Here is a 12652-nt window from a genome sequence, read left to right on the forward strand (position 1 = left end):
GGCTGCGCCCGAACGGGGCCACTTCCTCACCAGTCAGTAACAAGCCCAGGGGGGCGTATGCCAGCCATATCCCAGCCGCACCGGTCGGACACGGTGCGCCGCAGACGTCGTACGTACCGTCTGGTCGCCGCGGCCGCCGGTCTCGCCACCGTCGGTGCCCTCGCCGCCGCGCTGCCCGCGGGAGCGCACGACAACCAGCACGGCAAGCCGCTGCCGAGCCGCTACCAGGACGTCCAGCTGCTGTCCTTCAACGACCTGCACGGCAACCTGGAGCCGCCGTCCGGCTCCTCCGGCCGGGTCACCGAGCTCCAGGCGGACGGGACGACGAAGACGATCGACGCGGGGGGCGTCGAGTACCTCGCGACCCATCTGCGCGAGGCGCGCAAGGGGAACCCGTACTCCATCACCGCGGCGGGCGGTGACATGGTCGGTGCCTCGCCGCTGATCTCGGGTCTCTTCCACGACGAGCCCACCATCGAGGCGCTGAACAAGCTCGACCTCGATGTGACCAGCGTCGGCAACCACGAGTTCGACGAGGGCGCGAGGGAACTGGCCCGGCTGCAGAACGGCGGCTGCCACCCGACTGCCGGCTGCTACACGGACCAGGAGTTCGAGGGCGCCGACTTCCCGTACCTGGCGGCCAACGTCCTGGACGAGAAGACCGGCAGGCCGATCCTCAAGCCGTACTGGGTGTGGAAGAAGAAGGACGTCAAGGTCGGTTTCATCGGCGTCACCCTGGAGGACACCCCGGGTGTCGTCTCCGCGGAGGGCGTGAAGGGCCTGAAGTTCAAGGACGAGGTCGAGACGATCAACAAGTACGCCAAGGTGCTGCAGAAGCAGGGCGTGAAGTCGATCGTGGCCCTCATCCACGAGGGCGGGCAGCCCGCCTCGGGCTCGTACAACTACAACTGCGACTCCCCGGGCGCCGGTGACGGCATCTCCGGCCCGATCGTCGACATCGCCAAGAACATCTCGCCGTCCGTGGACGCGTTGGTCACCGGCCACACCCACGCGGCGTACGTCTGCACGATCCCCGACCCCTCGGGCAGGCCCCGCATGGTCACCTCGGCCGCGTCCTTCGGCCGTCTCTACACGGACACGACGCTGACGTACGACCGCTTCACCGGCGACATCGCCCGCACCGCCGTGAAGTCGGCGAACCACGTGGTCACCCGGACCGTCCCCAAGGCGCCGGACATGACCGAGCTGATCGGCAAGTGGAACACCCTCGCGGCACCCATCGGCAACCGCGCGATCGGCTACATCTCCGCCGACGTCCCGAACACCGGCACCGAGTCCCCGATGGGCGACCTGATCGCCGACGCGCAGCTCGCGTACGGGAAGTCGCTCGACGCCGGGACCGACCTCGCGCTGATGAACCCGGGCGGGGTCCGGGCCGGCCTGACCTACGCGGCCAAGGGGACCGAAGGGGACGGGGTGGTGACGTACGCCGAGGGCTTCACCGTGCAGCCGTTCTCCAACACCGTGAACCTCCAGGACTTCACCGGGGCCCAGCTGATCAGGGTGCTCCAGGAGCAGGTGAGCGGGTCGAACGCGGCCTCGCCGAAGATCCTGCAGCCGTCGGCGAACCTCACCTACACGCTGGACCTGACGAAGACCGGCGCGGACCGCATTGTCCTCGGCTCCGTGAAGCTGAACGGCACGGCCGTCGACCTGGCGGCCACCTACCGCGTCGCGACCAACAGCTTCCTCGCGGGCGGCGGCGACGGCTTCACCACGCTGGGCCAGGGCACCAACGACCTCGTGGGCGGCGACGACCTCGCCGCGCTCGTGGACTACCTGACGGCCAACTCGTCGGCGGCCGGCCCGATCGCGCCGCCGGCCGCGAACCGGATCACGGTCGTTCAGTAGATCGTGAGCTGAGTCGCACCGGCCCGGAGCGGGTTGCGGGTGGGGGGCGTGCGCATGATCGGATGGATCGATGCGTTCCCCCCACCCCATACCCACGCATCCCCACCCGTACGACGTCCCGTACGAAGCACCCCCGGCCCCGCCGACCACCCACCGCCGCACCGGGCGGAGGCGTCGGCGGGGCCGCTTCACGGGCCTGCCCTTCGCGCTGAAGACGGTCGCCGCCCTGCTGGTCCTGGCCGCCTTCCTCACCCTCGCCGACCGCTGGGCCGTCCTCTACGCCGAGCACCGGGCCGCGGACACCCTCAAGGACCGGCTGCGGCTGACCGCGGCGCCCGAGGTGGAGATCGGCGGCTTCCCCTTCCTGCCCCAACTCATGGGCGGGCGACTGGACTCGGTGAAGGTGACCGTCCCGGACGTGGCCGCCGACCGGGTCACGCTGGCCGCGGTGTCGGCCACCGCCCAGGACATACGGCTCCTCGGCGACGGCCCGACCTCCGTGCGCGGGGCGCGCGTTCCCGAGCTGCACGGTGACGCCCTGCTCTCCTTCGCCGACATGAACCGCGAACTCGGCGCGTCCCAGGTGACGTTCAGGGGAGCCGGCCGTGACCGGGTCGCGGTGCGCGGCACGCTCCCGGTCGCCGGGCACGATCTGCGGCTGCGGGCCGACGTGCGCGTGGCGCGCGACGGGGAGCGGGGTGTCGACACCCGGATCGGCGGGATGCGCCTGGACATCGGGGACCTGGCGACCTACCGGCCGGGCAGCCGCGCCTCGGAGGGCCTGCACCTGACGCCCGGGTCCGCCGCGGCCCTGGCCCGACAGACGCGCAGGGCCCGGGCCGTGCTGGCGGTCCCGTCCTTGGTGCGGGCGCTGGGCGTGCCCGACGCCACCGTGCGCGAGGCGCAGCGCTCCGACACCGCCCTGTCCCGCCTGACCGGCCGCCCGGAGTTCGTACGACAGGTCATGCGCCTGAACCTCCTCGACCTCGCCCTGGCCCACCCCGAACTCCTGGACCGCCTGGGCCTGGACCCGGCGCTCCTGGGCGCGCTCTCCCGCCTGACCCGCCCGGTCCTCGCCGACCGCCTCTCCCTCGGCTTCCGGCTGCCCGAGCCACCGAGCGGCGAGCTGCGCCTGCGGGACGTGCGCGTGGTGAAGGACGGCATCCGGGTGCGTGTCGAGGGCTCCGGGCTGGCGGTCGGTCCGTAGATGTCCGCCCATAAATTCTGTGTCAGCCTTTCGATTCTCAGGCGATACACATCCAGTCTTATTGAGGTCTAAGGCGGAATGGCCTTTTCGGTCGCAGGAATGCCGTAGTGTTTTCCATGTCGAGAGCGAACCACGCAAACGCAAAGGAGAACTTGATGAGCTTCCACAAGATCGCCCCGGTGAAGAAGGCCTGCAAGCCCGCCCCGGCTCCGAAGAAGGCGCAGTCGAAGAAGCGCACGCCGAAGCGCCGCCCCGTCGCCCCCAAGGGCTGACACGGAATTCACTGAAGTAAAGCGAATTCATTCATAAGTAATTGCAGCAGATCGGTAGAGGAACTGTTGCAGAATCATGACGGAGAAGGATGCAGACATGAGCTTCCACAAGATCGCCCCGGTGAAGAAGACCCGCAAGCCCGCCCCGGCCCCGAAGAAGGCGCAGCCGAAGAAGCACACGCCGAAGCGCCGCCCCGTCGCCCACCAGGGCTGAGACAGCACGCCACGAGGCGGGGTCACCGGTCGGCGAGCGTGTCTCGCGCCGGCGGCCCCGCCTCGGCCGTCCCCGCCGCCCGGGGCCGCCGTACCTGAGAGGGAGTCGTCATGAGGGAAGTCCGCGAGGCCTTCCGCCGTTTCTGGCCGCTGACCCGCGGCGACCGCAGATGGCTGACGGCGATCGTCGCGTGCGTGGTGATGTCCGCGCTCGCCGAGACGGCCGCGATCCTGCTGTTCGCGGAGCTCACCGACACCGCCCTGAAGGCCGGTTCGCTCAGCGCCTTCTGGGGCCCGGCCGGCGCCTGGCTGGGCGTGGCCGCACTCGGCGCGCTCGTCGGCTACCTCGGCAACTCCCTCGCCACCTGGACCGCGGAGAGATTCGTGCTGCGGTTGCGCGCGAAGGTCTTCCGGCACCTCCAGGACCTGCCCCCGCACTTCTTCCAGAAGCACCGCCAGGGAGACCTGGTCGAACGCCTCACCGGTGATGTCGAGGCCATCGAGCAGATGGTCGTCTCCGGTGTCGTCGGCACGGTCGCCGCCGCCTTCTCGGCCGTCTTCTACTCCGCCGCCGCCCTGTACCTGCGCTGGGACCTGGCCCTCGCCACCTTCGTCCTCGCGCCCCTGTTCCTGTGCGCCGCCCGCCGCTTCTCCGGCCGGATCAGGCAGGCCTCGCAGGACGAGCGGGTCGCGGACGGCGCGATCACCTCCGTGGTGGCGGAGTCGCTCGGCAACGTCGTCCTCACACAGGCCTACAACCGCCGCCGCGACGAGGAGCGGCGCCTGGACCGCGAGGCCCGCGCCTGGATGCGGGCGTCCGTGCGCGGCGCCCGGCTGAGCGAGATGTACGAGCAGTTCGTCGAGGTCGTCGAGACGCTGTGCGTGCTGGCCGTGATCGGCCTGGGCGTCTGGGAGATCTCCGCCGACCGCATGACCCTCGGTCAACTGCTCGCCTTCGCCGCCTTCATCGGCTACCTGTACCCGCCGGTCCGCAACCTCGGGCAACTGGGTCTGACCCTCACGGCCGCCACCGCGGGCGCCCAGCGCCTGACCGAGATCCTGGACGCCGAACCGTCGGTCGGCGACCCGGCAGAACCCGTCCCCGACTGGCCGGTCCACGGCTGGGTCGGCTTCCACGGCGTGCGCTTCCGCTACCCGACCGCGCACCGCGACTCCCTCACCGACGTGTCCTTCTCCGCCGCCCCCGGCGAGCTGGTGATCATCACGGGCCCGAGCGGCGCCGGCAAGTCCACCCTGTCCAAGCTGATCACCCGCTTCTACGACCCCTGCGCGGGCGTGATCACCCTGGACGGCGTCCCGCTCCCGCACCTGGGCCTGGAGTTCCTGCGCGAGCAGATCGCCCTGCTTCCGCAGGAGACGCTGATCCTCAACGGCACGATCCGCGAGAACATCGGCACGGGCCGGCCGGGCGCGAGCGACGCGGAGATCGAACACGCGGCCCGCGCGGCCGCGGCCCACGACTTCGTCGCCGCTCTTCCCGAGGGCTACGACACCGAGATCGCCCCCGGCACGGCGGCCCTGTCCGGCGGCCAGCTCAAGCGGATCACCATCGCCCGCGCGATGCTCCGGGCCGCGCCCGTCCTCGTCCTCGACGAACCCACCGCCGGCCTCGACTCGGTCGCCGCCCGCCAGGTCGTACAGCCTTTGCGCCGCCTGATGTCCGGCCGTACGACCATCATGATCACCCACGATCTGAGCCTGGCCCCGGACGCGGACCGGATCCTGGTCGTCGACGGCGGACGCCTGGTGGAAGCGGGCACCCACGCGGAACTGATGGCCCGCCGGGGCGCCTACGCCCGCCTGCTGGGCCCGCTCCCGGAGGACACGATGATCCTCAGGAAGCCGCCCGACGACACGATGACCCTCAGACGCTGACGCGCAGGCTGTACACGTCAGAACGGCTCGGCCGCCCCCACGATCCGCGCCGGCAGATACGGCGACCGCACCCTGATCTCCCAGCCCCGCCGGCGCGCGTGGCAGCCGAGGGCCAGGATCTCGAGGCTGAGGGCGGCGTCGGGGTCGGAAGGGCGGTCGGCGATCGCGTAGTAGTCGCGGTGGGCCGTGAGCGCGTCCAGGAGAGCCAGGTTGAAGCTCTCCTCGTCGCCCTCGACGAACTGGGAGAAGAGCACCGCGGGCGGCGGCAGGAACCCCTGGTCGCGGGTCTTCCCGGCGTCCCGCAGGGCCTGGTCCGTGGCCGGTCCGGGGTCCGCGCCGCGCAGATAGGCGTGCAGGGCCCGCCGGTAGGAGGCCGACACGGAGCGGTCCTGGCCGACCCGCTCCGGCCCCGCCAGGACCAGCGGCGCCAGATGCTCCCGCCGGCCCGTGATCAGCGCGAGGTGCACTGCCCGGTGCCACGCCCCCGGCCCGGCGTCCTCGTCCCGGCAGGCGGGGTACGTGACCGTCCGGCCGTCGATCGTCACCGGCACGTCGGTGCCGGGCTCCGCCAGCGTCGTACGGAACAGCGCGGCCCCCAGCTCCGCGGCCAGCCGCAGGTTCCGCAGCTGGGCGTCGCTCGCGTCGGGCGTGTGCGAGGCCCGGGTGCGGAAGAGGAGCTCCTGATAGGTGACGGCGTAGGCCAGCTCGAAGGTGGTGAGCGACTTGCCCGGCACCGGGGTGACGGCGTCGCGGGTGTACCGCTCGAACTGCTCCTCGCTGTCCGGGTCCAGGGGGCGCGGCTCCAGGGCCCGCCCGAACTCGACCACGCCCGCGGCGAGTTCGGCCACCGCGTCCGGGCGGCGGTCCCGGCCGTAGGGCCCCACCCGCGGCGGGGTGGCCCTGAACCCGGTGACCAGCGCGTCCGGCAGATAGTCGCTGTCGACGGCCGGCGGCCAGCCCTCGTCGCGGTGCGCCAGCGCCGTCAGGGCGATCGGCAGGAGGGGGAGGAGACTGCCCGGCCGCGCTCCCGGTCCGGGGGTGCCGGTCAGCGGCCTCAGCAGGCGGACGACCGCCTCGCCGAACCCCTCCCGGTCGCCCGCGGTCAGCGCGCGCAGCGCCTTCAGCCCGATGCCGTACGGCTGGTCGGCGAGCCGCTCACCGGTCTCCTTCTCCAGTGCCCGGACCCGGTCGAGCGCCGCGTCGAGCGCGCTGAGCTTCTGTTCCCGCGAGGGCGGACAGTCGGCGTCGTCGTCGCCGGTGTCGCCGATGACGTACGCCATGAAGCCGTTGATCAGTTCGGTGTCGGGGCGTCCGGAGCGGCCCTGCTGGGGCACCTCGCGCGCGAAGTGGAAGGCCTCGCCGTGCCATTGGGCCTTCTCGACGAGGATCGCCAGGCAGAAGGCGTCCAGCCACTTGGCGGCCGTGACCGGCTCCGGGGTGCCGCCGGGCTCGCGGTCGTACACCAGGCCCCAGTCGGGGTAGGTGAGGAAGACCTCGAAGTGGTCGCGCGGGAAGTACGCCGCGTACGCCACCGCGCCGGCGGCCGCCTCGGCGGCGTCCTCCAGGACCGCCTTGGCCTCGGGGGAGTGGAGGTCGGGGGTCTCCACCGAGAGCGCGCCGAGGTACTCGACGAACTCCTGGGCGATCAGCCACCACTCCCACGCCGTCACCGGGCCGGCCTTGGACATGGAGTGGACCTGCGAACCGATCCTGTTCGCGAAGTCCTTCCGCACCGCCGAAACGGCTGCCTCGCCGACCCGATGCCTCTCGATACGCATCACTTTTCCGCTCCCCCGTCAGTCCTGCTCGATCCGGACAACCAGCCTAGGTCGAGGCACTGACAGAGGAGCCGGGCAGATCAGGCCGCGCTCGGCGTCCAGTCGCCCAGCCAGTCCGCGACCTCCTCGCCGGTGGCCTGCGCGTCGGTCAGCTGCGGCCGGTCGGAGGAGGCCGCACCCGAGCCCGCGCCGGTGTTCCTGTACTCCGCGAACCGGTCGTCCTTCCAGGAGAAGCCGCTCATGTCGGTCCACGGCGTGGACTTGACCGCGGCGCTCAACGACGTGTTGCGGACGGTGGTCTGCGGGTCGAGGGTCGTGTCGCCGCCGGCGTGCCAGGGGCGGCCCAGGTAGAAGCTCGCGGAGGAGACGTCCCCGTTGACCGTCGAGTTGGCGATGAGGATGCCCTTGCGGTTCGCGGCGGTGCTGGGCGCGGTGACGTAGCCGGCCGAGGTGCCGTTCCAGCGCTTCTTCAGCGTGATGACGGACTTGTCGATCACGGCGGTGGCCCGGCCGAAGATGAAGTCGACGTTGCCGACGACATAGGAGTTCTTCATGTAGACACGGCCCAGCTTCTCCTTGGCCGCGGTGTCCACCAGCAGGGTGTCCTGGTCGCCGCTGACGATGACCCCGTCGAGGAACACCTTGTCGGCGGCGGTGCGCAGGGCAACGGCCTGGTTGGCGATGTCCTGGTGGCCGGCCTCGTCGAAGTCGTTGGAGATGGTCAGGTTGCGGGCCTGGAAGTCGTCGGCCTCGACGGCGACGGTGGCGCTGCCGCCGGTGCCGTACGTGCCCGAGCCGTCGGGCTTGGGCGTCCCGGACGCGTTGTTGTAGACGATCACCGTGTCACCGCGGCTGGAACCCGTGCCCTGGATGGTCACGTGCGGCTTGTTGGACGGCACCTTGACCAGTTCGCGGTACGTCCCCGGCTTCACGGAGATCACCACCCGCGAGGAGTTGCCCGACGGTACGGCGTTCACCGCGGCCTGCACGGTCGAGTACTGGCCGCTGCCGTCCTTGGCGACGGTGAGCGTCGTGGCCGCCGCCTTGGTGGTGGCGGTCGTCGTCGTACCGAGGGAACCGCGTGGCCCGGCACCGGACTTGAGCAGCGCGGGCACGTCGGCCGTCCTGTCGAGCGTGTAGGCGTAGTACGTCTTCGGATCGAAGGCGGTCCCCCCGCTCTCGTTCCGGCCGCTCGTGCCCACGAAGGTGTTGCCCTTCTGCACGATGCTCGCGGTGCTGTCCTTGATGACGGGGTTCTTGAAGCCCTGGAACCAGGAGTTCTCCAGGACCATCCTGGTCGCGCCCCGCGAGTAGTTGCCGTAGGAGGAGCTGATGTCCGTCCCGGCCACGTCCTCAAGGAAGTTGTTGTAGAGGTGGGCGTGGGCCGCGTTGTCGGTGGACGGGTTGCGCTGCTCCGTCTCCCGCACCCAGTTGTGGTGGATGGTGATGTCGGTGACGACGTTCTCCGTCCAGCCGATGCCGAACGCCTTGTTGTCCTGGCTGAGTTTGTTCCAGGAGACGGTCACATAGGTGCTGTCCTTGCGGACGTCGATGAGCCCGTCGGCCATGTGCCGCAGGTCGTTGTGGTCGATCCACACGTGGTGGGCGCCGTCCATCTGGATGGCGTCGAAGTCGTGTTCCTTGTCGTTCCAGACACCTTGGTAGGCGTCCCGGATGGTCAGGTTCCGGATGATGACGTTGTGCACGCCGGCGCCCAGGAAGAAGCCGCCGCCGACGATCTGCCCGGAGGTCCCGGACCCGATGATGGTCTTGTTGCTCTGGACCTTGATCTCTTTCCCGACCGGGTCCATGGTGATCGTCGCGGCGACGACGATGACGTACGGTTCGGCGGCCGTCGCGTATTTCTCCAGGTCGGCGAGCGTCTTCACGGTGACGAGCCGACCGTCCTGGCCGCCGTAGGTGCCGTTCTGGCCCAGCGCGTCGACGGAGGCGAAGCCGTCCGCGGTGGCGGTGGCCCAGGCGGGGGCGGCGGTGGTGGCGGCGGAGGCCTGGGACTGGGCGCCGGGCAGGAAGCCGTGAACGAGCCCTCCGGCGGCCGTCAGGACGAGCGGAACACCGAGGGCGAGAGAGGTGGTTCGGCGTCGGCGATGCTGGGTCATGGGGGGAATCCGTTCCGTGCGGGGGCAGGGACCGCAGAGCAGTCGCCGCTCCCGCACGGAAGGTTGCCGCCTGAATTCGCCTACTTGGCGCAGGACTTCGGGTCGAGGTTCTCCTGCCACTTGTCCTCACGGCCGTCCGGCTGACCGTTCGGCAGGAGCTTGTCTGAGATGCCGTCGATGTAGTAGCCGTACGAGTAGATCGTCTTCCAGCTCGCGTCCCGGCCACGCCAGGTGTGCGCGGTGACGTCCCCGTCGCCCTTGTTCCACTGGTAGTCCTCGACGTAGAACACCGGGTTCACGCGGACCACCCGCTGGTACGGCGTCCAGGTCGTCGCCACCTGGGTGCACGGCGGTATGGACTTCTCGCTGCGCCGCTCGAAGGACGAGGTCTTCTCCCAGCCCCACTCGTAGCCGGCGCTGCCGCCCAGGGTGCCCGAGAAGATGCTCTTGGCCAGCGAGAGGCTGATGCTGGCGCCGACGCTCTTCTTGGCGAAGGTCTTGGTGCTGTACCCGCTGACGAAGGTCACCTTGTCCTCGGTCGTGCCGTGGTTGCCGGTCCACTCGGAGGTGCGGACGGGCTCGCCCTTCACGGACCAGGTCGAGGCCTGCGCGTACCCGCACCAGCCGCGGAACAGCTCCCACGGCCCGGCGGGCACCCACAGCCCGACGATGTCCCGCAGGTACTCGTCCCGCGTCTTGAACTCGCCGGTGTCGACGTTGAGCGCGCCGTAGACGCCGGTGAGGCTGGATTCCTGGCCGCACAGCCGGTCCAGCATGACGTCGGTGTTCCCGGGGTCGACGCCCCGGACGTTCTGGGCCCCGCCGGGACCGGCGGCCTGCGCGGCCCCCGCGCCGGCCAGCAGACCGGTGACGGCGAGGGCCGCGGACGCGGCGGCGAGGAGGCTCTTCTTCAGAGTCGATGTACGAAACGAACGCATGGGGGGTTCTTCACTCCTGAGTGCTGAGGACAGATGCGTGGGGCACCTGTTCGACGACTCAGGAAGCTGGCAGAGAACCCGTGAGTAGGGTCGAGAACGCGTGAGGGTTGACAGGACATCGACAGCTTCGCGGTCACAGTGCGACGGCGGGAGCCTCCGGTGGCGGAGTCGGCGCCCCCGGCAGTCGTACGGTCGCGATGGTGCCGCCGCCCTCGGCGTGACCGAGGGTGACCTCGCCGCCGGACTGCTGGACCGTGCGGGCCACGATGGACAGGCCGAGCCCGGAACCGGGCAGGGCGCGGGCGCTGGGGGAGCGCCAGAAGCGGTCGAAGACGTACGGGAGTTCCTCGTCGGGGATGCCGGGGCCGTGGTCCCGGACGGTCAGCACACCGTCGCTGAGCCGCACCTCGACGGTGCCGGCCCCGGGGCTGAACTTCACCGCGTTGTCCAGGACGTTGACCACCGCGCGCTCCAGAGCGGCCGGTTCCCCGCGGGTGTACCAGGGCTCCAGCGAGGCGTTGATGGTCAGCTCGGGTCCGCGCAGCCGTGCCCGGCGCAGGGCCGCCTCGACGGTGTCCTCCAGCGAGACGACCTGCACCCGTTCGCCGCGCTGGCCCTCCGAGCGGGACAGCTCCTGCAAGTCTCCTATCAGGGCCGCCAGTTCGGTCATCTGTGCCTTCACCGAGGCGAGCAGCGCCTTGCGGTCGGCCTCGGGGAGGGGGCGGCCGGTCTCCTCGCTGCGGGTGAGGAGTTCGATGTTGGTGCGCAGGGAGGTGAGCGGGGTGCGCAGCTCGTGCCCCGCGTCGGCGATGAGCTGCTGCTGGAGCTCGCGGGAGTTGGCGAGGGAGCTCGTCATCGAGTTGAAGGACCGGGACAGCCGGGCGACCTCGTCCTCGGCGTCCTCCTCGACGGGGATGCGGATGCCGAGGTCCTCCGTCCGGGCCACGTGCTCGACGGCCTCGGTGAGCTTGTCGACGGGACGGAGACCGGCCCGGGCCACGAAGAGACCCGCGGCACCGGCACCGAGGACTCCGATGCCGGAGACGAGCAGGAGGATGAGGGCGAGTTCGTTGAGGGTGGACTGGGTGCCCTTGAGGGGGGTCGCGAGAAGCAGGGCGACACCCCGGGAGTCGTTCGTGTCGACGCCCAGGTACCGGGTCAGCACCCGCACGGAGTTGCCGTTCGTGTCGGTGCCGTTGCGGAAGTAGATCGTGCTGTCGTTCGCGCTCTCGATGACGGTCTTGTCGGCGCCGGTCACCTCGACCGTGCCCGGGGAGTTCGGGTCGACGCAGGGGGCGCCCTCCGTCTTGATCGCCTGGACGTAGTTGTTCCGGCCGGGGAAGACCTGCGTGATCTTCTCCGGAGTCTGCGTGCACCTCGCGATCAGCGACTGGACCGTGCCGGGCCTGCTCGCCATCTCCTTCAGGTCACCGTCGACCTGGTCGTACAGCTTCCCCTGCACGATGAACCAGCACGTCACCGAAACCGCCGCCACCGCGAACGCCACCGCCGCCGCCACCAGCAGCGCCAGCCGCGACCGGATCGGAAGGGAGCGGTACCGCCGTCGGAGCCTCTTCACTCCGCGCCACCCTGCCGCAGCACGTAGCCCACGCCCCGCACCGTGTGCACGAGCCGCGGCTCACCGCCCGCCTCCGTCTTGCGACGCAGGTACATGACGTAGACGTCCAGGGAGTTGGATGAGGGCTCGAAGTCGAAGCCCCACACCGCCTTCAGGATCTGCTCACGCGTCAGCACCTGGCGCGGGTGGGCCATGAACATCTCCAGCAGGGTGAACTCCGTCCGGGTCAGCTCCACCGGCCGCCCCGCCCGGGTGACCTCACGCGTCGCGAGGTCCATCCGCAGATCGGCGAAGGTGAGCGCCTCGTCGTCGACGGCCGCCGCCCCGGCCGCCGCCGCGTAGGAGCTGCGCCGCAGCAGCGCACGGACCCGGGCGAACAGCTCGTCCAGCTCGAACGGCTTGACCAGGTAGTCGTCGGCGCCCGCGTCGAGCCCGGTGACCCGGTCGCCGACCGTGTCGCGGGCCGTCAGCATCAGGATGGGGGTGGTGTCGCCCGCGCCGCGGATGCGCCGGGCGGCCGTGAGCCCGTCCATGCGGGGCATCTGGATGTCGAGGACGACCAGGTCGGGCCGGTACGCGGTCGCCTTGTCGAGCGCGTCGGCTCCGTCCACGGCGACCTCGGTGTCGTAGCCCTCGAAGGCGAGGCTGCGCTGGAGTGCTTCGCGCACCGCCGGCTCGTCGTCGACGATCAGGATGCGCTGGGGGTCACGGTCGCCTTCGGCGGGGCTCATGGCTGGGGATTCCTCGGGTGCGGTCGGAGAACGGGGGACTGAAGGG

The 12652-nt window shown here is 70.6% G+C and carries 8 protein-coding genes; 3 read left to right on the forward strand and 5 right to left on the reverse strand.

The window, feature by feature from the left end; translation table 11 throughout:
• The first annotated feature begins 57 nt into the window (after positions 1-57).
• The 3 genes from RKD20_RS23740 (at position 58) to RKD20_RS23750 (ending at position 5460) form a co-directional block, all read left to right on the forward strand.
• Complete coding sequence (locus tag RKD20_RS23740) at positions 58-1872, forward strand: bifunctional metallophosphatase/5'-nucleotidase (protein WP_424879467.1); 1815 nt, start codon at positions 58-60, stop codon at positions 1870-1872.
• Between the two features lie 70 nt (positions 1873-1942).
• A complete protein-coding gene (locus tag RKD20_RS23745; protein WP_424879468.1) occupies positions 1943-3079 on the forward strand; it encodes a DUF2993 domain-containing protein in 1137 nt (378 codons plus the stop codon).
• A gap of 596 nt (positions 3080-3675) precedes the next feature.
• Positions 3676-5460 (forward strand): ABC transporter ATP-binding protein, encoded by a 1785-nt coding sequence (locus tag RKD20_RS23750; RefSeq protein WP_424879469.1) that lies wholly within the window; start codon positions 3676-3678, stop codon positions 5458-5460.
• A gap of 17 nt (positions 5461-5477) precedes the next feature.
• Here the strand turns inward: RKD20_RS23750 and RKD20_RS23755 are convergent, their stop codons facing one another.
• From RKD20_RS23755 to RKD20_RS23775, 5 genes are all read right to left on the reverse strand, one after another.
• Positions 5478-7238 (reverse strand): immunity 49 family protein, encoded by a 1761-nt coding sequence (locus tag RKD20_RS23755; protein WP_424879470.1) that lies wholly within the window; start codon positions 7236-7238, stop codon positions 5478-5480.
• A gap of 80 nt (positions 7239-7318) precedes the next feature.
• A complete protein-coding gene (locus RKD20_RS23760; protein WP_424879471.1) occupies positions 7319-9358 on the reverse strand; it encodes a pectinesterase family protein in 2040 nt (679 codons plus the stop codon).
• 80 nt (positions 9359-9438) lie between these two features.
• Positions 9439-10296, reverse strand: a complete 858-nt coding sequence (locus RKD20_RS23765) for a hypothetical protein (protein WP_424879472.1) — start codon at positions 10294-10296, stop codon at positions 9439-9441.
• A 133-nt stretch (positions 10297-10429) separates the two neighbouring features.
• Positions 10430-11875 (reverse strand): HAMP domain-containing sensor histidine kinase, encoded by a 1446-nt coding sequence (locus RKD20_RS23770; protein WP_424879473.1) that lies wholly within the window; start codon positions 11873-11875, stop codon positions 10430-10432.
• Positions 11872-12606, reverse strand: coding sequence for a response regulator transcription factor (locus RKD20_RS23775; RefSeq protein ID WP_020122947.1), 735 nt, complete (start codon positions 12604-12606; stop codon positions 11872-11874). The genes RKD20_RS23770 and RKD20_RS23775 overlap by 4 nt, the downstream gene beginning before the upstream one ends.
• Between the last annotated feature and the right edge of the window lie 46 nt (positions 12607-12652).

The sequence above is a fragment of the Streptomyces sp. SLBN-8D4 genome, assembly GCF_049739545.1.
GTDB lineage: Bacteria > Actinomycetota > Actinomycetes > Streptomycetales > Streptomycetaceae > Streptomyces > Streptomyces canus_C.

Coding starts and splice junctions, on each gene's coding strand:
- RKD20_RS23765 (WP_424879472.1), bottom strand. CDS start 10,296: ATGCGTTCGTTTCGTACATCGACTCTGAAGAAGAGCCTCCTCGCCGCC.
- RKD20_RS23745 (WP_424879468.1), top strand. CDS start 1,943: ATGCGTTCCCCCCACCCCATACCCACGCATCCCCACCCGTACGACGTC.
- RKD20_RS23740 (WP_424879467.1), top strand. CDS start 58: ATGCCAGCCATATCCCAGCCGCACCGGTCGGACACGGTGCGCCGCAGA.
- RKD20_RS23760 (WP_424879471.1), bottom strand. CDS start 9,358: ATGACCCAGCATCGCCGACGCCGAACCACCTCTCTCGCCCTCGGTGTT.
- RKD20_RS23775 (WP_020122947.1), bottom strand. CDS start 12,606: ATGAGCCCCGCCGAAGGCGACCGTGACCCCCAGCGCATCCTGATCGTC.
- RKD20_RS23755 (WP_424879470.1), bottom strand. CDS start 7,238: ATGCGTATCGAGAGGCATCGGGTCGGCGAGGCAGCCGTTTCGGCGGTG.
- RKD20_RS23750 (WP_424879469.1), top strand. CDS start 3,676: ATGAGGGAAGTCCGCGAGGCCTTCCGCCGTTTCTGGCCGCTGACCCGC.